Below are 20,288 nucleotides of genomic sequence, written 5' to 3'. Positions count from 1 at the left end.
TTATGGCGTTTCACCGACACGCTGTGTTCTCAACTGGTAGCCGGATCGGCTCGCATCGCGGGATCGGCCCCGCGCGATCGGCCTCAGCGCCCGTTTTGCCTGGACGGCCACGCCTGCAAGCGTCCGCTCGGCTTCGTTGTGCGCACGTGGCGACACGGGGCGTGGCGATCGTGACAGAAAAGTTCCCTTCCTCACACCCGGCAGCGACCTCGCGATGCCATGGGTGAAACGTTCCCGCCGGGTGGAAGGGTGAGAGGAAGGATCCCTTCCTCACGCGATGTTGCTCGTCTCCGCGGCGTCGTCCACCGTGCCGCCGTGGGCGTCGGCCGCCCGCCACAGCCGGGCGTAGTACCCGCGGCGGGCCAGCAGCTCTTCGTGCCCGCCCTGCTCGACGATGCGCCCGCCGTCGACCACCACGATCCGGTCCGCGCGAGCCGCCGTGCCCAGCCGGTGCGCGACGACGAACGTGGTGCGCTGAGCGGCGAGCCGATCGCTGGCGGCCACCACCATCGACTCGGTCGCCGGATCCAGCGCTGCCGTGGCCTCGTCCAGCAGCAGCACGTCGGGGTCGACGAGCTGGGCCCGAGCCAGCGCGACCAGCTGGCGTTGACCGGCGGACAGCCCCCGGCCGCGCTCACCGACCTCCTGGCGGAAGCCGTGCGGCAGCATCGAGATCCCCGGAAGGGCTCCTACCGCTCGGGCAGCCGCCTCCACCTCGGCCGGTCCGGCGTCGGGACGGGCGTAGGTGATGTTGTCGGCGACATCGCCGGTGAACAGGTGCCCTTCCTGCGGCACCACCGCCAGCCGCTGGTGGAACGCCGCCAGGTCGTAGCCGCGCACGTCGGTTCCATCGACCAGCACTGCGCCCTCGGAGACGTCGTAGAACCGGGCGATCAGCTTGATCAAGGTCGACTTGCCCGCACCCGTGGCACCCACCAGCGCCACCGTCTCGCCAGGCTGCACCCGCAGGTTCACCTCCCGCAGCGCGTACTGCTCGGTGCCGGGGTAGCGGAACGACACCGCCCGCAACTCCACCTCGCCGCGGAACCGCTCGGGCACCTCCACCGGCTCGGCGGCGGCAGGCACCGACGTCGGCGTGCGCAGCAGGTCGCCGATGCGCCGCAAACCCACCCTGGCCTGCTGATACCCGTCGAAGACGCCGGACAGCTGCTGCACGGGTGAGAAGAAAAGGCTCAGGTACAGCAGGAAAGCGACCAGCACCCCGGCCGTCAGCTCACCCGCAGCGACCCGCGCGGCGCCGACCCCCAGCACCGCCGCCTGCGCGATCTCCGACAGCAGCGCCACGAACGGGAAGTAGGTGGCGATGTAGCGCTGCGCGCGCAGGCGCGAACGCCGGTAGGCGTCGCTGCGCTGCGCGAACACCTTCGCCGCGTGCCCCTCGCGGCGGTGCGCCTGGGCCACCCGCATGCCCGAGACGTTCTCCTGCAGGTCGGCGTTGACGGTGCTGACCCGCTCCCGCGCCTCGGCGTAGGCGGTGGAGGAGACCCTGCGGAAGATGATCGTGGCGACCACCAGGACCGGCAGCACCGCCATCGCCACCAGCGCCAGCGACGGGTCGGTGATCAGCAAGGCTCCGGCGATGCCCAGCAGCGTCAGCACGCTGACCACGAACGTCGCCAGGCCCGTCTGCAGGAACGTCGACAGCGCGTCGACGTCGGTGGTCATGCGGGTCATGATCCGCCCGGCCAGCTCCCGCTCGTAGAAGTCCAGCCCGAGCCGCTGCAGGTGAGCGAAGCTGCGCAGCCGCAGCACGTACAGCAGGGTTTCGCCGGTGCGGGCGGTGATCACCGTCTGCAGCTTGATCACCAGCCATCCGCCGGTCACCAGCAGCCCCGCCAGCCCCGTGGCCAGCCACAACGTGTTGAGGTTCGCGGTCCCGACGCCGCTGTCGATGCCGTGCCGCACCAGCGACGGCAGCAGCACCGAGGTCAGCGCGTCCCCGGCGACCAAGGCGATCGTCAGCAGCAGCCCCCACCGGATCGGCCGGAGCAGCCGAGCCAGCCGGAACTCCGGGTCCGGGGCGGTGGGATCGGTTCCCCTCACCTCGGGCAGGTCGCGGGTCGGTGGCAGACCGCGGATGCCCTCCACCAGTTCCGGCGTGGGGGGAGTCGACGTGGTGCTCATGCCGTGGCGGCCCGCGGAAGTCACCACGGGGTCTTCGGCCGACCACTCGGGCGGCTGCTCCTGCGGCCACAGCTCCGGGGTGATGCCGTCGGGGGAGACCTCGGCGTGCTCGTCGCGCGGGTCGTCGATCGTTTCCCCCGGCCCCGCCAGCAGCGAGCGGAACAGCTCGCACCGCTCCCGCAGCTCAGCCTCGGTGCCGACGTCCACGACGCGGCCTTCGTCGAGCACCGCGATCCGGTCGGCCAGCGCCAGCGTCGAGCGGCGGTGTGCGATGAGCAGCGTGGTGCGCTGCGCGGTGACCGAACGCAGCGTGTCGTGAATGGCGGCTTCCGTCGCCGGATCGACGGCCGACGTCGCGTCGTCGAGCACCAGCACCCTGGGGTTGGACAGCAGCGCCCTCGCCAGCGCCACGCGTTGGCGCTGACCCCCGGACAGCGTCAGCCCGCGTTCGCCGACCGCGGTGTCGTAGCCGTCGGGCAGGCCGGTGATGAACTCGTGGGCCTCCGCGCCCTTGGCGGCGGCGATCACGTCGTCCTCGCTCGCGTCGGAACGCCCGTAGGCGATGTTGCCGCGAATGGTGTCGGAGAACAAGAACGCTTCCTCGAAGACCACGCCGACCGCGCTGCGCAGCGAATCCAGCCGCAGGTCGCGGATGTCGAAGGTCTCGTCGGTGTCAGTGGAGCCGATCGCGATGCGCCCCGAGTGGACGTCGTAGAACCGGGGGAGCAGCAGCGACACCGTCGACTTGCCCGACCCCGCCGGGCCCACCAGCGCGACCGTCTCGCCCGGGCTGACGCGCAAGGTCGCGTCCTGGAGCACCGGCTGGTCCCGGGTGTAGCCGAAACCGACCTCGTCCAGCCGGACCTCCAGCGGGCCCTCGGGCAGCGAGCGCGCGTCCGGCTTCTCCTCGACCTCGGGCTGCGAGTCGGTGAGCTCGTGGATGCGCTCCACCCCGGCCCGCGCGAGCTGGGCCTGGATCATGACGCTGGAGAGCATCCGTGCCGGTCCGGACAGCATCGCCACGTAGCCGGCGAATGCGACGAAGGTTCCCAAGCTCACCTGGCCCTGGAACACCAGCCAGCCGCCCAGACCCAGCACACCCACCTGACCGGCGGCGGGAAGCGTCGCCAGGCTCGCCGCGGGAAGGGACGTCATCCGAGCCGCGCGCAGCCGCTCGGCGAACAGCCGCCGCGCCCGCGACTCCAGCCGGCCGACCTCGCGCTCCTCCTGGCCGAAGCCCTTCACCACGCGGACACCGGTGACGGTCTCCTCGACGTGCTGGGCGATGTCGGCCGCCCGCTGCTGAGCCGACCAGGTGGCGGGGAACAGCTTCTTCTTGCTGCGCGCGGTGACCACGGCGATCAGCGGCGCCACGATGAGCGCCACCACGGTCAGCAGCGGCGACAACCACAGCATCGCCGCGATCGCGAACACCGCCAGCACCGCAGTTCCGGCCGCCAGGGGAAGCATCGACAGCAGCGAATGCACGAGCTGCAGGTCGCTGATGGAACGCGACACCACCTGTCCCGTGCGCAACGCGTCCTGCTTGCCGCCGTCGAGGCGCTGCATGGCGGCGAACACCGCCCGCCGCAGGTCGTGCTGCACGTCCAGCGCCAGTCGGCCCGCGCTGTAGCGGCGGACGAAGGCGGCGGCGAACCGGAACAGGCCCAGCACCAGCAGCACGATCACGATCCACCACAGCCGCTCGGTGCTGCGCGCCACGGCGTCGTCGACCGCGAGCTTGGTCAGCAGCGGGACCAGCGCCTCCAACCCCACCGCGGTCACGGAGGCGCCCATCGCCAACACCAGTGCGACCGGGTGACGCCGACAAGCGGCGAAGAGGCGACGGATCCAGCCGCCGGACGAACGGCGGGGATTCTCGGAGTCGCTCACCCCGCCAGGTTAGGCCTCGGCACCGACGGCGCAGCACCGCCGATCCTGCGGTGTGACCGGCGCCAACGGGTGAGGAAGGGAACCTTCCTGCCATTTCGGTCGACGCGGCGCCCGGGGTGGCAGAAAGGTTCCCCTCCTCACGCCACGTCGCGCCGCGCGCCCACGAACCAGCCGCCGGCGACGAATACCGCGGTGTAGCCGAGGAACGTCAGCAGGCTGGCCCACCACGGGTGCCCGTAGCTGCCGCCGAAGAACAGGTGCAGGAGTTCGAACGCGGTGCGCGGTGTGTTCGGTTCGTTCGGGCCCGCCACCGCGGAGACGAAAAGCGGCACCGCCAGGTTGGACACGATGCCGTTGCCCGCCGAGCCCGGCAGGTAGGGCTCGATCCCGGACACGGGGGTGTCGAGCAGGCTGAACGACAGGATGAACTCGACCACGAACTTGTAGACCAGCGGCAGGATGACCACCAGCACGGCGTTGGCGATCAGCGCGCCGAAACCGACCCCGAGCAGCGTCCACAGCAGCATCGACAGCACGCCCGCTCCACCGACGCTGAGCCAGCTGCTGAACCCGCCGAAGTTGCTCATGTCGTGCCCGGCGCCGAGCAGGGCGCCAAGGCTGGCGAACAGCACGTTCGCGATCCCGTAGAGCACTCCGATGCCCGTGCAGGCGATCAACTTCGCCCACAGCACGGAGCTGCGCGGGTTGGCGGTGAGGTACGTCGTGGTGATGGTCTTGGCGCGGAACTCGCTGGCGAAGGCCATCGCGCCGAACAGCAGCGCGAAGATCGTGCCGAAGTTCGTCGACAGCGCCACCGACAGCAGGCCCAGCGGGAGCGACGCGCTGAACTCCTCGACCATGTCGATGATCCCGCCGAACGCGGTGCCCAGCCAACCGGCGGCGAACCCCAGCACGACCACGGGGATCAGCAGCGCCCACCACAGGCTGGTGGTGAAGATCTTCCGGTACTCGGCCTTGATCAGCCCGATCATCCTGCGCTCCCGCCATTGCCCGGCTGTCCCGGCCCAGCCCACGTCTGCGATGCCGGCGGGGCGTACTGCGGGAGTCCCGCGAACTGCCCCTGGGTGAGGTGGAAGAACAACCGTTCCAGGTCGACGCGCTCGTCCTGCATCCCGTAGAGCGCGACCCCGGCCTGCAGCGCCAGGTCGGCGACCGCGCGGGAGTCGGCCCCGAGGACCGCCAGCCGTCCGTCCGGGAGGTATTCGACCCCGTAACCGGCTGCCTGGACCTCGGCGACCAGCAGCTCAGGGGAGTCGGCCTGCACAAGGGCTCGTGACTGCTGAGCGGCGCGGAGCTCGTCGATGTGCCCGTCGTAGACGCACCGGCCCTGGCTGATGATCACCAACCGGTCCACGGTGTGCTCGATCTCGCGAAGGAAGTGGCTGGACATCAGCACGGTCCGGCCCCCGGCGGCGAAGGCTTGCAGGAATCCCCGCAGCCACGCGATGCCTTCGGGGTCCAGTCCGTTGGCGGGTTCGTCGAGGATCAGGATCTGCGGGTCGCCGAGCAGCGCGGTGGCCAGTGCCAGGCGCTGCCGCATGCCCAGCGAGAACCCGCCGGTCTTGCGGTCCCCGGCGGCGGCGAGCCCGACCAGCTCCAGCGCCCTGTCGACCTGGCCGTCGGGGATGTTCATGGCGGCCGCGTAGCAGCGGAGGTGGTGGCGCGCGGTGCGGCTCGGGTGGAATCCGTGCGCGTCGAGCACGGCGCCAACGACGCCTCCGGGGTTCGGCAGCCGGTGGAACGGCAGTCCGTTGATGGTCGCGGAGCCCGACGTGGGCGTGACCAGGCCGAGGATCATGCGCAGCGCGGTGGTCTTGCCCGCCCCGTTGGGGCCCAGGAAGCCGGTGACCACGCCGGGCTGCACCGTGAAGCTGAGGTCCTGCACCGCGTGCACGGGGCCGAATCTCTTGTTCAGCCCTTGCACGTGGATGCGACCGCTGCCGTCGTGCACACGCCCTCCCACATCCGGTCACCCGTCAGTGTGTCACCCCTGATGGCTCCATCCTGCCGGACAGGTGGGGCCGTGAAGGTGCGGTGTCGTGGCCGCCGCGGGTCGCGGGTGCCGGATGCGGGGAGTTCAGCAGGTCAGGCGCGTTCGACCACCGCTGCGCGGTAGATCCTGCTGTGGTCGGTTTCCAACCGCTCGGCCAGCGGCGGCGGGGTCGTGGGCGTGGTCGTGAGGTCGGGGCGGATGAACTCGTCGGTGTCCCAGTCGGACGGCCCGGGGCCGGTGGCGGACACGATCGGCTCGGGGATCACCGCGACGGCGGGTTCGGGGTTTCGGGGTAGGTGGGACCGGGTTTGGCGGCGAAGCCTGGCGCGGCGCTCCGATGATCCGGAGCGTTCGGTGATCAGCTGGTGGTGCGCGGCCTGCCACACCTTGCAGGGCCAGGGTCTGCGCCGCAGCGTTCCTCGGCAGGACGGGCAGCGCCCGTCGGAGTCCGGCTCGTGATCGTCTAACAGGGTTCGAAGGGCTTCGGTAAAGCGATACAGCTCAGTTCGGGCAATCGGTAGCAGCACTTCGGGGGCGTCTTCGCCCATCACTCGGTCCAGGGCGTCGAGCCGGTCGAGAACCGCCTTGCGCAGTGCCGTGTCCGTCACGTTTTTCTCCCACCCGTCAGCGCGTTTTCCTGCATCGGAGTTTCCGCTGGAGAGCGACGGATGATCAGTCACCCGCCGTTACTCCGATGGGTGACATCGGCATCGCGGGTTCACGCCTGCACGGGCACCCGGCGAGACTCACCCCATCGAGTGGTTATCGATTCGGCTGGCAATTGGCGGCGAAGTGCTCGCTCACGTCGTCGGCAAACCGGCGATCTTCCCCTACACTGAGAGTGGCGGCCTGCTCCCGGTGACCCCCAGGCTGGTTGAGCGGGCCGCCCCTATTTTGCCTTTTCGCGGCGAATCCGATTCCAGGATGCGGCGAATTGCGCCGCATTCGCCACTTCGGTTACCGGCCAACCAATTCGAATTGGAACTCGGTGCAAATTTCCGGCGAGGGCATCGGAAGTTGATGTGCGCAGGGGAACCTTCCTGTCACAGCAGAGCGGGCGGACTGCGGGGAAGGGAACCTTCCGCGCAACCCGCCCGCTCGCCAGGTGCCGAGAGACGTCAGCCCAGGACGCTGCTCAGCGCCACGGAGCTGCGGCCGTGCGCCTCGGCGACGGCTCGGTTGACCAGGTCGCCCGCGTGGGTGTTGAGACCGCCGGCCAGCGCGGCATCCGCGCGGCACGCCTGCTGCCAACCGGCGTCGGCGAGGCGCAGCACGTAGGGGAGCGTCACGTTGGTCAGCGCGTGCGTGGAGGTGGTGGGCACCGCGCCCGGCATGTTCGCCACGCAGTAGAAGACCGAGTCGTGCACCCGGTAGGTCGGGTCGTCGTGCGTGGTCGGCCGGGAGTCGGCGAAGCATCCGCCCTGGTCGATGGCGATGTCCACCAGCACGCTGCCGGCCTTCATCTCCGAGACCAGGTGGTTGGACACCAGTTTGGGGGCCTTCGCGCCGGCGATCAGCACCGCGCCGATCACCAGGTCAGCAGCGCGCACCGATTGCTCGACCGTGTAGCGGTTGGACGCGACCGTGCGGATCTGGCCGTGGAAGTCGCGGTCGATCTCGCGCAGCTTGTCGACGTTGGTGTCCAGCAGCTCCACGTCGGCGCCCATGCCCAGGGCCACCCGAGCCGCGTTGAGTCCGGCGACACCGCCGCCGATCACCACGACCCGCGCCGGGTGAACCCCGGGAACTCCGCCGGGCAGCACACCACGACCGCCGCTGGGCGCCATCAGCGAATGCGCACCCACCAGCGGCGCCAACCGCCCGGCGACCTCGCTCATCGGCGCCAGCAGCGGCAGCCCGCCGTCTTCGGTCTGCACGGTCTCGTAGGCGATGCCGGTGATGCCCGAGGTCAGCATCGCGTCGGTCAGCTCAGCGGAGGCGGCCAGGTGCAGGTAGGTGAACAGCACCTGGTCCCGGCGCAGCCGCGGGTACTCCTCGGCGATCGGCTCCTTGACCTTGAGCACGAGGTCGCCTTCGGCCCACACGTCGTCGGCCGCGGCCAGCACCTTCGCGCCGGAGGCGAGGTAGTCCTCATCGGGAATGGAGGAGCCGGCACCGGCGTCCGCCTCGACGAAAACGTCGTGACCACGGGCGGTCAACTCGTGCACACCGGCTGGGGTGATCGCGACCCGGTACTCGTTGTTCTTGATCTCGCGAGGCACTGCGATCTTCACCGTGGGGTCCTTTCGTCGTGTGAAAACAACGATCGGACGACGTGACCCACAGCGCATCATTTCCACGGCATGAGATTGGGCGGGGGTGTTTGTGCCACCAGCACAACGTCGGTGCTCGCGGGCAGGGCAGAAGCGACAGAACGGTTCCCGTGCTCGCGATCCCCCGCGCGCGCCCGGGCTCAGCCGTGCTGGGCCCAGCGCTCGGCCAGCAGCTGCACCAGGAGGGCGGACCGGACGTCCGGGTCGTCGAGGTCGACCTCCACCAGCTGGCCGATCCGCTTCATCCGGTACCGGAAGGTGTTGGGGTGCACCCGGAGCTCACGGCCCGCCTGCCGGGGATCGCCCGGGTGCCGCAGCCAGGCGTGCAGGGTGGCCTGGTAGTCGGTGCCCTGCCCGCGATCGTGCTCGCGCAGCACCGCCAAAGGACCCAGCGCGGCAACACCGGCGTCGGTGGCGGCGCCCGCCATCCGGCTGAGGACCAGCAGGTGCCACAGGTCCTCGTAAACCGCGACGGGCTGCCGCACCAGCCCCGTGCGCAGCATCCCGATCAGCTCATCGGCCTGGGCTCGGGAGCTCGGGATGTCGGTGACCGCCACGGACGTTCCCACCGCGACGAGCGGGCGAGGGGACAGGTCGTGCGACAGCAGCGCCTGGCGCAGCTCCGGCCAGCCGCCCCCGCGAGCCTTGTCAGGCACCAGCGCGTAGAGCACGGTGCCGATCTCGGTGACCAGCGGTCGTCGTCCGATGCCCCGCGTGATCCACTCCCACATCGCCAGCCGCTGCCCTTCGGCCGGTTCGTCGGAGGCGGGCATCTCGATCGCGATGACGCGGTGCTCCTCGTTGGGCACCGCCAGCTCGCTGGCCGCCGCCCGCCAGCCGTCGCTGCCGTCGAGCAGCAGCCGCACCTGCTCGGCCGTCCTCCGCCGCTGCACGTCGGCGACCGCGCGCCAGCGCAACAACTGCAGCGCCACCAGCGGTGCCGTGTCGGCGAAGGCGGTCGCGCGCTCCTCCGAGACGGGGCCGGGCACCACCGCCCACATCGAGCCGAGCAGCTCGCCGCCCATCCTGATCGGCATCACCAGGCGCGGCAGCGTCCCGTCCTGCTGAGCGGGCACGAAGATCGCCGAACTGCCCTTGGTGAGCTGCCGGAACGTGCCTCGGGCGCGGAACTTCGCGAGCACGTCGTCCGGTTGCTTGCGGCCCATGATCGTGGAGACCCGCGCCGGATCGGTCAGGTCCTGCCGGGCCGAATACGCCAGCACCTGCGAATGGGCGTCTTCGATGGTCACCGGCGCGTCCACGACGTCGGCGACCGCGTCGGCGAGCCGGAACAGGTCCGCGACACCGATGCCGCTCTCCTCCGCCTGCCTGATCCCGCCCGCCAGGGCCGCGCGGATCAGCCACACCAGCTGCGCCCACGCGGTGCCCGGACGCACCTCCACCAGCGCCACATCCGCGCCCCGCGCGGCTTCCACGACAGCGGCCTCAGCGGACACCGGTGGCTTGAGCAGCACCGCGGCCGCGCCTTGCTCGCCGCAGTCGCGCACCAGCCGCACCGCCTGCTCGACGTCGCCGATCCCCACCCCCAGCACCAGGTCGCCTCCGGTCGCCGTCGTGGGCTGATCCGGTTCGGCGATCACCACGTCGCCGGCGACGGTGTTGGGTTCCGGGCTGAACACTGTGCGCAGCAGGGCCGGGCCCACTCGCTCGACCAGCGCCCGGATGTCGAGCATCGAAGGGTCCTCCTCGACCAAGGACGTGCCGGCGGAGATCACATGTCCATTGACAGTCTCGCTGGCCCGTTTATCGTTGCTGAGCAAGCCGACAATCGCATACCGGCCATCGACCCCGTGCGGGAGAGACCCTGCCAGCAGTGCAGGGCGCCGAAGGAGCAACACTCCCCAGCAAACTCTCAGGCACCCATGACCGCTCGGGCGAGGCAACTCTGGAAAGCGTCCGTCGTCACCGACGGGCCACCCACGGTGCAAGCCGCTCGCGCGGCGAAGCTCTCAGGTTCCGCAACAGAGGGGGAGGCCCAGCCGAAACCGGGGACGCACGTCCCTTCGAAACAGCTATGGAGCCTCCCTCATGTCGCTGCCCACGAACCTGTCCTACACCGAAGAGCACGAGTGGATCGAGGACCGCGGCGAGATCGCGCGGATCGGCATCACCGAGCACGCCGCGGGCGCCCTGGGTGACATCGTCTTCGTCCAGCTCCCCGAGGTCGGCGACCAGATCGAGTCCGGCCAGGCGTGTGGCGAGCTGGAGTCCACCAAGTCCGTCAGCGACCTGTTCGCGCCCGTCACCGGCGAGGTCGTGGCCATCAACGAGTCCGTTGTGGACGACCCGGCCGTGGTCAACGCCGACCCCTACGGCGAGGGCTGGCTGATCGAGGTGCGCGTGACCGAGACGGGTGCGACCCTCACGGCCCAGCAGTACTCGGAATTGATCAACGAGTAGCCGCGGAGCCCGGAACGAGGCGAGGCGATCAATGACGATCAGTGTCTTCGACCTGTTCTCGGTGGGGATCGGCCCGTCCAGTTCGCACACCGTGGGGCCGATGCGCGCAGCGCAGCGGTTCACCGCGAAGCTGCGGTCGAACGGGACCATCTCCAGGGTCAACAGGGTCAAAGCGGAGTTGTTCGGTTCCCTTGGCGCGACCGGTCGCGGTCACGGCAGCCCGAACGCGGTCCTTCTCGGGTTGGAAGGGCATCGCCCGGAGTCGGTGGATCCGGTGGCTGGCGCGCAGCGCGTCGACGAAATCGACAGGAGCGGGTTGCTGCGGCTCGGCGGTGATCACGTGCTGTCCTTCACCAGCGCGCGAGATCTGGTGCTGCACCGGCGCAAATCGCTGCCGGAACACCCCAACGGCATGCGCTTCACCGCCATCGGCAACGACGGGAGCGAGCTGGAGTCGGCGGTCTACTACTCGGTGGGCGGCGGCTTCGTCGTGGACGAGGACGCGGCCAGTGCCGACCGGATCAAGGCGGATGACACGGCGGTTCCCATGCCCTTCAGCACGGGCGCCGACCTGCTGATCCGCAGCGCCGAGTCGGATCTGCCGATCAGCGGGGTGATGCTCGCCAACGAGCTGTCGTGGCGGGAGGAACCCGCGGTGCGGGCGGGGCTGCTGGACATCTGGCGGGTGATGCGGGAATGCGTCGACAATGGTTGCCGCAACACCGGTGAGCTGCCCGGCGGCTTGAAGGTGCGCAGGCGCGCGGCCGAGTTGGCCGCGAAGCTGACCGATCGGGACGATCCGCTGGAGTGGGTCACCCTGTTCGCGCTGGCGGTCAACGAGGAGAACGCCGCGGGCGGGCGCGTGGTGACCGCGCCGACCAACGGCGCGGCGGGCATCGTGCCCGCGGTGCTGCACTACTACGCGCGGTTCGTGCCTGGTGCCGACGAGGACGGCGTGGTGCGCTTCCTGCTCACGGCCGGGGCGATCGGCGTGCTGTTCAAGGAGAACGCGTCCATCTCCGGCGCGGAGGTCGGCTGCCAGGGCGAAGTCGGTTCGGCGTGCTCGATGGCCGCGGCCGGGTTGGCCGAAGTGCTCGGCGGCACGCCGAGCCAGGTGGAGAACGCCGCGGAGATCGCGATGGAGCACAACCTGGGGCTCACCTGCGATCCGATCGGCGGGCTGGTGCAGATCCCGTGCATCGAGCGCAACGCGGTGGCCTCGGTCAAGGCGATCACCGCTGCCCGGATGGCGTTGCGCGGCGACGGCACGCACTTCGTGTCCCTCGACAAGGTCATGAAGACGATGCGGGAGACCGGGCGCGACATGAAGGACAAGTACAAGGAGACCGCGCGCGGCGGCTTGGCCGTCAACGTCATCGAGTGCTGAGCGGCGGCCCGAGGTGAGGATGGGAACCTTCCTGTCATCGCCTCGGGCCGCCTCGCTGCGCTGACCTGCGGAATCCGAAACCCCCTGTGATCGACCACGGGACGCTTGCGCGCCATTGAGTTGTGCACAACTGAATTGTGCGCTACTATTCTTCTCGTGACGACGGAATCGGGATCGACGCTGGATCGGCTGCTCTGCTTCGCGCTGCACAGCGCGTCGCGGGCCTTCACCAACCTCTACCGGCCGTTCCTCGACGAGGTCGGTCTGACCTACCCGCAGTACCTCGTGATGCTGGTGCTGTGGGAGCGCGAGTCGCTGACGGTCAAGGAGCTGGGAGGCCTCCTCCGGCTCGATTCGGGAACGTTGTCGCCGCTGCTGAAACGACTCCAGACCCGCGGGCTGCTCGTCCGCTCGCGCAGCGAGGCCGACGAGCGGTCCGTTCGCGTCGAGGTCACCGACGAAGGACGCGCGTTGTGGCAGCAGGCGCGCGACATCCCGCAGCGGATGGTCTCCGCCACCGGGATGGACCTCGGCGAGGTCGAGCAGCTGCGGTCCACATTGGAAAACCTGACGACCACGTTGAACGACGCGGCACGCCGGGTCACCGAGAATCGGGAGACGAAGCGATGACAGTTCTCTACACGGCGGAGGCCACCGCGACCGGCGAAGGCCGCAGCGGACGCACCCGCACCTCGGACGGCTTGGTCGACCTCGAACTGGCCATCCCCAAGGAGATGGGCGGCCCCGGCGGCGCCACCAACCCCGAGCAGCTGTTCGCGGCCGGCTACTCCGCCTGCTTCCACAGCGCCCTCCAGCTCGTCGCCCGCAAGCAGAAGGTCGAGATCGAAGGCTCGTCGGTCACCGCCGAGGTCGGGATCGGCCCGAACGGAGACGGAGGCTTCGCCCTCAACGTCGCCCTCCTCGTCGAACTGCCCGGCGTGCCCGAAGAACAGGCTCAGCAGCTCGCCGAAGCCGCGGACGCGGTGTGCCCGTACTCCAACGCGGTGCGCGGCAACATCGCCCTCGAAGTCCGCGTCGCCTAAGCGAACAGGACGTACACCGCGCCGGTCGCCCCGGCGAGCATCGCCAGCACCGCTGTCGCGGCGGGCAAAGCCCCGCCCGGCAGCGGTGCTTCCGCGCGCAGGCGCCGATCGCTGCGCTGGTGGCGCCGCCACACCAGCCACGCCACCACCCCGCTGGTCGGCAACGTCGCCAGCGCGCAGACGACCGCGGCCATCGCGCTGTGGTGCGAGATCAGCTTGAGCAGCACCAGCAGGCTCACGATGAACGCCAACGCCGTGCGCAACCAGGCGAGGGTCGTGCGCTCGATCTGCAAACCCGGATCCCAGGGCTGGTGCTCGCCCACCTCAGAACCCGGTCACGAACAGCAGCACGCAGGCCGCCACACCGATCACGCCCAACCCGTAGCCCAGCACAGGAGCCAGCCGCGGAGCCGGAAGCGGCTTGCCCCGGCGCAGAGCCCGTTCGGTGGCCACCCACCTGGTGAAAGCCGTACCGCTGCACAGAACCCCGGCCAGCAGCAACGCGACCGCCAGCACCGTGCGGATGTCGCTGGGCTCAGCGGCAACGGCGTTGAGGGCCTCAACGCCGACACCACCGGCCATCAGCGCCAACGCGGTGCGGATCCACGCCAGGAACGTCCGCTCGTTGGCGAGCGTGAACCGGGGGTCGGGCTCGTCGCCCTCCTCGTAGAGCCGTCGCGGCCAGCGCGCGCTCTCACCTTCGCCATCGGTCGCCATGACCTCACGTTATCTCGTCCGAACGGCGCAACCAGAGCCAGTGCCCTGCGGAAATGATGGGGCACACATCACGTCCCGGCCGATCCAGTGCGTGGGAAAAGGGCTGGACGTTTCCCCGACGACCGGAGATCGTTGGCGTGGACCTCAGCGCCGCGCGTCCCGCCCGAATGCATCGAGGTTCCCCTCGACCACTCGGGCGGTCGACGCCCACGAGCGAAAACTGGAGGTCGGATGGCCGTCGGAGTCGCGCACCCCGACAAGTCCACGGTGCGCAAGGCGGCCTTCGCCAGTGCGGTCGGCAACACCATCGAGCTCTACGACTTCCTGATCTACGGCACCGCCGCCGGTCTGGTGTTCAACAAGCTGTTCTTCCCCTCCGGTGATCCGTGGGTGGGGGCGCTGCTGGCGTTCGCGACGTTCGGCGCGGGATTCCTGGCCCGCCCGCTCGGGGCGGCGGTGATCGGTCACTTCGGCGATCTCGTCGGCCGCAAGCTCATGCTGGTCATCACGCTCAGCGTCACCGGCGTGTGCACGGCCGCGATCGGCCTGCTGCCCACCTACCAGCAGGTCGGCGTGTGGGCTCCGGCGATGTTGGTGGCGCTGCGACTCGTCCAGGGGTTCTTCCTCGGCGGCGAGCAGGGCGGCGCCGTGCTGATGGCCGTCGAACACGCACCCGCCAACCGGCACGGGTGGTACGGCGGCTGGACCTTCATCGGCTCCCCGACCGGCATGTTCCTCGCCACCGGCGCATTCGCCGCCACCACCGCGATCTCCGGCGAGCAGTTCCTGGAGTGGGGGTGGAGGGTGCCGTTCCTGCTGAGCCTGGTGCTGGTCGGCGTCGGCCTCTACGTCCGGTTGCGCCTGGCCGAAAGCCCCGAGTTCGCAGCCATCCGGCAGCGCGGCGAGCGCGCGCGACTGCCCGTCGCCGAAGCTTTCGCCACCGCCTGGCGGCAGATCCTGCTCGCCGCCGGCGTCAACCTCGGGTTCAACGCGTTCATCTTCATCATGACCACGTTCCTGCTGACCTACGGCACCGAGGAGGTCGGAGTCACCAGGGGCGTGATGCTGCTGGGCAGCCTCGCCGGTTCGGCCGCCCAGATCGCCGGAATCCTGCTGTTCTCGCACCTGTCGGACCGGCTCGGCCGCACGCAGGTGATGCTCGGCGGGGGAACCTTCCTCGCGGTGTTCGCCTTCCCGCTGTTCTGGCTCATCGACACCGGCAGCCCGGCGCTGATCGTGCTCGCGATGATCGTGGGTTACGGCGGCGCGGCTGCGGTGTTCGGGCCGATGGCGGCCTTCTGCGCGGAACTGTTCCCCACCAGGGTTCGCTACACCGGTGTGTCGCTGGGCTACCAGAGCGGATCGGTTCTCGGCGGCGGCTTGTCGCCCGTGGTGGCCACCGCGCTGCTGACCGGTTCCGGCGGGCAGTCCTGGCCCATCTCGGCGTACCTGGTCTTCGGCGCGGCGATCACCATCGCCTGCCTGGCCCTCACCGGTGAACCGACCCGCTGGTCCCGCCGCGACGAGAAGTGACCGCGGGCCGGTGAACCCCTGCGACGGCCGGGTTCACCGATGGCAGGAAGGTTCCCACGCTCTCGCGGTCACAAGGCCAAGTGCATGTCGCCGCCGAACAGCTCCGGCTTGTGCCCGGTGATCGTGAGGTACCCGTCCGCGTCGAGCTCGCCGACGTCGCCCGTGGACAGCCAGCCCTCCGCGTCGGTGACGGGACGGATCATCCCGTCGGCCTCCAGGTAGCCCGCGCACACCAGCGGTCCGCGCACGAGCACTTCGCCGTCGGAAGCGATGCGCACCTCCATGCCGGGCATCGCGCGACCGACCGTGCCGGTGCGACGGGCATCGGGACGATTCGTGGTGGCACAACCGGTGGTCTCGATCAGGCCCCACAGCTCGCAGATGTCCAGCCCGACGCCGTTGAACAGCTCCAGCACCTCGGGGTCGAGGGGGCCTGAGCCGACCGACGGCCACACCGTCCGGTCCAGCCCGACGCGAGCCCGCACCCGCTCGCGGTCCCGCGGCGTTCGGCGCTGCTCCGGCGGAACGCCGCGCAGCAGACCGGCCAGCTGCGACCACACCTGCGGGGAGGCGAAGAACAGAGCGGGACGAGCTCTCGGCAGCTCGTGGAGCACCTCGTCGCGGTCACCGCAGAAGTGCACGTGCGCGGCGTCGTGGATCGCCGCGTAGACGCCCACGACGCGTTCGGCGATGTGGTTCAGCGGCAGGTAGCTCAGGCGCGCGGTGTGAGGTTCGGGGCGGGTGAGGTGGTGCAGCGCGGCGGCGGCGAAGCAGATGTTGCTGTGGGTCAGCACCACGCCCTTGAGCCGATCGCTGTCCTCGCTCGGGTAGATGATGGCCGCCGGTGTCGCAGGGGCGACCGGTGCGCTTTCCCGCTGCAGCAGACCGGGGTCGTCGCGCAGTCGTTGCGCACCGTGTCTTCGCAGGTCGTCCCAGGTTCGGAAGCGGTGGTCCGCGCTGATCATCACGGCTTCGTCGAGCACCACGACGTGCTCGACCGTGCTGTCGTTGCGCAGCGCTTTCGCCCACCGCCGCAGCTGGTCGTTGCTCTCCAGCACCACCACTCGGGCGCGGCTGTGGGTGGCGATCGCGTGCACCTGGTCCTGGCTCAGCGCCGGGTGCAAGGTGCTGGGAACCGCGCCCAGGTGTGTCGCGGCGACGTCTGCGAGCCAGTGCTCGGCCCGGTTGGACATCATCAGCAGGATCGTCTGGCCCCGCTGCAAACCGAGTTCGCTGAGCGCGGCGGCCAGCAGCTCGACCTCCTCGCCGGCCTGCTTCCAGGTGAGGGTCCGGTCGTCGTCGGTCAGCGCGGGCTGGTCCGGGAACTGCGCGGTGTTGCGGGAGAACAGTCGTGGGATCGTCGTTTCCAGTGCTGCCTCGGCCCAGTCGTCCCAGGTGCTCATCGCAGCCGATCTCCCCTCGCCCCGAACAGCGGTTGCGATTGACGCGCGTTGAGGCGATGAAACCTGATCAGGCCCGGTCGAAACCAGCGCCGAAAGCTGGAATCACGTTCCGACGAACCGGTTCACTTCGCTGATTTTCCGGAAATACGGGAGGAATCAGACGTGGTCGCGGATGACGTCGTTGACGGCGTGCTGAAAGCCGTTGACCAGCACCTGAATGGTCAAGGGGCGGAGCTGGTCGGTCACCACGCGCACCCGCTCGCGCTCGTCCTCCGGGCGTCCGTGCTCCATGTAGGGCCGCAGCACGTTCTCCGCGAACAGCTCCCGCAGTTCGGTGGCGATCTGCGCGGTGTGCCGCTCGACGATCCCCTTGGCCTGCACCAGCATCTCCAGCGGCAGCCCCAGGTCGAGGATCTGCAGGCCCACTCCCAGCATCGCCGGGCTGGGCAGCCGCAGCTTGTCGGAATCGTCGATGCGCTGCAGGATCCCCAGTTCCACCAGGTGCGCGACCAGGTCGTCGTCCAGATGGCGGCCTGCGCGGCGGTCCAGCTCGTGGCGGTCGAGGTCTTCGGCGTGCTCGTCGGTCCACGGCGCGATCAGCGCGCGCTGCAGGGCGAGTTCCTCCGGCGAGGAGCCCTCGGGGATGCGCTGCAGGTGCCGCTCGATCGCGGACAGGGTGAACCCGAGGGTCTGCAGCTCGCGGATCAGATCCAGTCGCGCGAGGTGTTCAGCGCCGTAGAGTCCGAGACGGCCGCGCAGGCGGGGAGCCGGCAGCAGGCCGCGCGACGAGTAGAACCGGACCGTTCGCACGGTCACTCCGGCACGGGCGGCCAGTTCGTCGATGGTGAGCTCTTCGTCCGCAGTTCGGAGCATGCCGGTCACGTTACTCCTTGACCGCTGTTACACCAACGATGTAACACTGATTGCGTCATGATTCGCGTGTCGCGTGACACAGCGTTGTCCGAGGCTCGGGCTTGGCGCGTCGTGGAGAGGATTCTGTCGTGACCGCAACGGGCGGCCCCTTGGCCGGAGTGAAAGTCGTCGAGCTCGCCGGTCTCGGCCCGGCACCCTTCTGCGCGATGCTGCTGGCAGACCTCGGCGCCGACGTCGTCCGCGTCGACCGACCCGGCGCCGGCGGTGCCGACGACCTGCTCAACCGGGGCAAGCGGTCGGTGCAGGTCGACCTCAAGCACGAACGAGGCCCGCAAGCTGTCCTCGCACTGGCCCAGGAGGCCGACGTGCTGCTGGAAGGACTGCGGCCCGGCGTCACCGAACGGCTCGGAGTCGGCCCCGACCAGTGCTGGGAGCTCAACCCCCGACTGGTCTACGGGCGCATGACCGGATGGGGACAGGAAGGACCGCTCGCCCACACCTCCGGCCACGACGTCGGCTACGTCTCGCTCACCGGAATGCTGCACCTCATCGGCCGCAAGGGCGGCCCACCGCAGGTGCCGGCGAACCTGCTGGGCGACTTCGGTGGGGGAGCCATGTACCTGGCGGTCGGCGTGCTCGCCGCACTGCTGGAAGCCCGCGTGAGCGGACGCGGCCAAGTCGTCGACGCCGCGATCGTCGACGGAACCGCCCACCTCGGAACCATGCTGTGGGGCTTCTTCGGATCCGGCGGGTGGAGCACGGAACGCGGCACGAACCTGCTCGACACCGGAGCGCCCTACTACGACGTCTACGAAACCTCCGACGGCGGATACATCTCCGTCGGCGCACTGGAGCCCAAGTTCTACGCCGAGCTGCTGGACAAGCTCGATCTGACAGGAAAGGTCCCAGACCGCGACGACGCCACGAAGTGGCCGGAACTGCGGGAGACCTTCGCCGAGAAGTTCAAGCAGCGCACGCGCCAGGAGTGGACCGAGATCTTCGACGGCTCCGACGCCTGCGTCGCACCGGTGCTGTCCATGGCCGAAGCCGAACAGCACCCGCACATGGCCGCCCGCGAAACCCTGGTGCGCCGCGACGGACGCGTGCAGCCGGCACCCGCGCCCCGGTTCAGCCGCACCTCGAACCCCGCGCCCGGCGCCATCGCCGCCCCCGGCGCGCACACCGAAGAGGTGCTGCGCGACTGGGGCCTTCCCCAAGACCTGCTCGACTCGGGGGCAATGCACTCCGCTCCGCGATGATCCGCGGCGCGGTCGACCGACACATCCGTTCCCGCACAGCGGCTTCGCGGGCCGGCGATGACAGGAAGGTTCCCTTCCTCCCGTCCTCCCGCCACCCGCCACCAACCGGAAGGAAGCGTGAAGATGCGCAGGGAGTTGTTCGAGGCCGAGCACGAGGCGTTCCGCGAAACGGCTCGGACCTTCATCAACAAGGAACTCGTCCCGCACATCGAGGAGTGGGAGGCCGCGGGGCAGGTCAGCCGGGAGTCCTGGCGCGCCGCCGGTGAGCAGGGCCTGCTCGGTTTCGCCGTCGACGACGAGTACGGGGGCGGCGGTGTCGACGACTTCCGGTTCAACGTCGTCTTCGACGAGGAACTCGTCGCCGCGGGTGTCTCCGGGTTCGGATCACCGCTGCACAACGACATCGTCGCGCCCTACCTGATGAAGCTGGCCAACGACGAGCAGAAGCAGCGCTGGCTTCCCGGGTTCTGCTCCGGAGAGCTCATCTCCGCCATCGCCATGACCGAGCCCGGCGCAGGCAGCGACCTTCAGGGCATCCGCACCACCGCGGTTCGCGACGGCGACGACTACGTGATCAACGGGCAGAAGACCTTCATCAGCAACGGCATCATGGCCGACCTGGTGATCGTGGTGGCCCGCACCGACCCGGACGCGGGGCACCAGGGGATCAGCCTGCTCGTGGTCGAGCGCGACATGCCCGGCTTCGAACGCGGCCGCAACCTCGACAAGATCGGCCAGAAGGCCCAGGACACCGCCGAGCTGTTCTTCAACGACGTGCGCGTGCCCGCCCGCAACCTCCTCGGCGAAGAAGGCCAGGGCTTCATCTACCTGATGGAGAACCTGCCGCAGGAACGGCTGTCGATCGGCGTGGCCTCGATCGCCTCCGCCGCCAAGATCCTGGAGATCACCAAGGACTACTGCCGTGATCGCACCGCCTTCGGCCGCCCGATCGGCAAGTTCCAGAACACCCGCTTCGAACTCGCCGAGATGGCCACCGAGGTCCAGATCGGGCAGGTCTTCGCGGACCGCTGCGTGCAGGAACACGTGCGCGGTGAGCTCAGCATCGAGAACGCGGCCATGGCCAAGTGGTGGCTCAGCGAACTCAACAAGCGGGTCATCGACCGCTGCCTGCAGCTGCACGGCGGCTTCGGTTACATGACCGAGTACCCGGTCGCCAAGGCCTACCTGGACGCGCGGGTACAGACCATCTACGGCGGCACGACCGAGATCATGAAGGAGATCATCGGTCGATCCATGGGATTCTGACGGCGTCGTCGGGAACCGGCGCCCCGCCGGTTCCCGCATCCCGCTGTGAAGGAGACGAGCC

17 protein-coding genes and 2 riboswitches are annotated in these 20,288 nt (G+C 69.6%); of the genes, 7 read left to right on the top strand and 10 right to left on the bottom strand.

Annotation, left to right across the window (positions count from 1 at the left end; all coding sequences use genetic code 11):
• Nucleotides 1-270 precede the first annotated feature (270 nt).
• The 6 genes from E1181_RS03575 to E1181_RS03550 form a co-directional block, all read right to left on the bottom strand.
• Complete coding sequence (locus E1181_RS03575) at nt 271-3,942, bottom strand: ABC transporter ATP-binding protein (RefSeq protein ID WP_132672425.1); 3,672 nt, start codon at nt 3,940-3,942, stop codon at nt 271-273.
• 233 nt (nt 3,943-4,175) lie between these two features.
• Complete coding sequence (locus tag E1181_RS03570) at nt 4,176-5,030, bottom strand: ABC-2 transporter permease (RefSeq protein ID WP_132672424.1); 855 nt, start codon at nt 5,028-5,030, stop codon at nt 4,176-4,178.
• Nucleotides 5,027-6,010, bottom strand: a complete 984-nt coding sequence (locus tag E1181_RS03565; protein ID WP_132672423.1) for an ABC transporter ATP-binding protein — start codon at nt 6,008-6,010, stop codon at nt 5,027-5,029. Before E1181_RS03565 ends, E1181_RS03570 begins: the two co-directional genes overlap by 4 nt.
• Nucleotides 6,011-6,144: 134 nt before the next feature.
• Nucleotides 6,145-6,660: a hypothetical protein gene (locus E1181_RS03560; RefSeq protein ID WP_235875991.1), complete on the bottom strand. Its 516-nt coding sequence runs from the start codon at nt 6,658-6,660 to the stop codon at nt 6,145-6,147.
• A gap of 510 nt (nt 6,661-7,170) precedes the next feature.
• Nucleotides 7,171-8,286: an alanine dehydrogenase gene (ald, locus tag E1181_RS03555; RefSeq protein WP_132672422.1), complete on the bottom strand. Its 1,116-nt coding sequence runs from the start codon at nt 8,284-8,286 to the stop codon at nt 7,171-7,173.
• Between the two features lie 179 nt (nt 8,287-8,465).
• Nucleotides 8,466-10,019 (bottom strand): PucR family transcriptional regulator, encoded by a 1,554-nt coding sequence (locus E1181_RS03550; protein ID WP_132672421.1) that lies wholly within the window; start codon nt 10,017-10,019, stop codon nt 8,466-8,468.
• A 110-nt stretch (nt 10,020-10,129) separates the two neighbouring features.
• A riboswitch (glycine riboswitch) is annotated at nt 10,130-10,225 on the top strand.
• A riboswitch (glycine riboswitch) is annotated at nt 10,226-10,321 on the top strand.
• Between the two features lie 53 nt (nt 10,322-10,374).
• Between E1181_RS03550 and gcvH the strand changes: the two genes are divergently transcribed.
• From gcvH to E1181_RS03530, 4 genes are all read left to right on the top strand, one after another.
• Nucleotides 10,375-10,746: a glycine cleavage system protein GcvH gene (gene gcvH / locus E1181_RS03545; protein WP_132672420.1), complete on the top strand. Its 372-nt coding sequence runs from the start codon at nt 10,375-10,377 to the stop codon at nt 10,744-10,746.
• Nucleotides 10,747-10,777: 31 nt separating this feature from the next.
• Entirely contained in the window at nt 10,778-12,133 is a 1,356-nt protein-coding gene (locus tag E1181_RS03540; RefSeq protein WP_132672419.1) for an L-serine ammonia-lyase, read from the top strand.
• Between the two features lie 156 nt (nt 12,134-12,289).
• Complete coding sequence (locus E1181_RS03535; RefSeq protein ID WP_235875982.1) at nt 12,290-12,763, top strand: MarR family winged helix-turn-helix transcriptional regulator; 474 nt, start codon at nt 12,290-12,292, stop codon at nt 12,761-12,763.
• Complete coding sequence (locus tag E1181_RS03530; protein ID WP_132672418.1) at nt 12,760-13,176, top strand: organic hydroperoxide resistance protein; 417 nt, start codon at nt 12,760-12,762, stop codon at nt 13,174-13,176. Before E1181_RS03535 ends, E1181_RS03530 begins: the two co-directional genes overlap by 4 nt.
• On the opposite strand, the gene E1181_RS03525 is transcribed toward E1181_RS03530, so the two are convergent.
• Entirely contained in the window at nt 13,173-13,499 is a 327-nt protein-coding gene (locus E1181_RS03525; RefSeq protein ID WP_132672417.1) for a YidH family protein, read from the bottom strand. The two genes, E1181_RS03530 and E1181_RS03525, sit on opposite strands and share 4 nt — an antisense overlap.
• A gap of 1 nt (nt 13,500) precedes the next feature.
• The gene (locus E1181_RS03520; RefSeq protein WP_132672416.1) at nt 13,501-13,893 is read right to left on the bottom strand and encodes a YidH family protein; all 393 of its coding nucleotides are present in this window, start codon (nt 13,891-13,893) and stop codon (nt 13,501-13,503) included.
• Between the two features lie 231 nt (nt 13,894-14,124).
• On the opposite strand from E1181_RS03520, the gene E1181_RS03515 reads away from it, so the two are divergent.
• Nucleotides 14,125-15,426, top strand: a complete 1,302-nt coding sequence (locus E1181_RS03515; protein ID WP_132672415.1) for an MFS transporter — start codon at nt 14,125-14,127, stop codon at nt 15,424-15,426.
• Between the two features lie 68 nt (nt 15,427-15,494).
• On the opposite strand, the gene E1181_RS03510 is transcribed toward E1181_RS03515, so the two are convergent.
• Entirely contained in the window at nt 15,495-16,829 is a 1,335-nt protein-coding gene (locus E1181_RS03510) for an AMP-binding protein (RefSeq protein ID WP_132672414.1), read from the bottom strand.
• A gap of 156 nt (nt 16,830-16,985) precedes the next feature.
• Nucleotides 16,986-17,702 carry a MerR family transcriptional regulator gene (locus E1181_RS03505; RefSeq protein WP_132672413.1) on the bottom strand — a complete coding sequence of 239 codons (717 nt, stop codon included), beginning with the start codon at nt 17,700-17,702 and terminating at the stop codon, nt 16,986-16,988.
• Nucleotides 17,703-17,830: 128 nt separating this feature from the next.
• Between E1181_RS03505 and E1181_RS03500 the strand changes: the two genes are divergently transcribed.
• Both E1181_RS03500 and E1181_RS03495 read left to right on the top strand, forming a co-directional pair.
• Nucleotides 17,831-18,961 (top strand): CaiB/BaiF CoA transferase family protein, encoded by a 1,131-nt coding sequence (locus tag E1181_RS03500; RefSeq protein WP_132672412.1) that lies wholly within the window; start codon nt 17,831-17,833, stop codon nt 18,959-18,961.
• A gap of 123 nt (nt 18,962-19,084) precedes the next feature.
• Nucleotides 19,085-20,227, top strand: coding sequence for an acyl-CoA dehydrogenase family protein (locus tag E1181_RS03495; RefSeq protein WP_132672411.1), 1,143 nt, complete (start codon nt 19,085-19,087; stop codon nt 20,225-20,227).
• The last annotated feature ends 61 nt before the right edge of the window (nt 20,228-20,288 follow it).

The organism is Saccharopolyspora terrae, assembly GCF_004348435.1.
GTDB classification, from domain to species: Bacteria; Actinomycetota; Actinomycetes; order Mycobacteriales; family Pseudonocardiaceae; genus Saccharopolyspora; species Saccharopolyspora endophytica.
The sequence above is the reverse complement of the archived record's forward strand: the minus strand, read 5'-3'. Positions and strand labels throughout refer to the sequence as shown.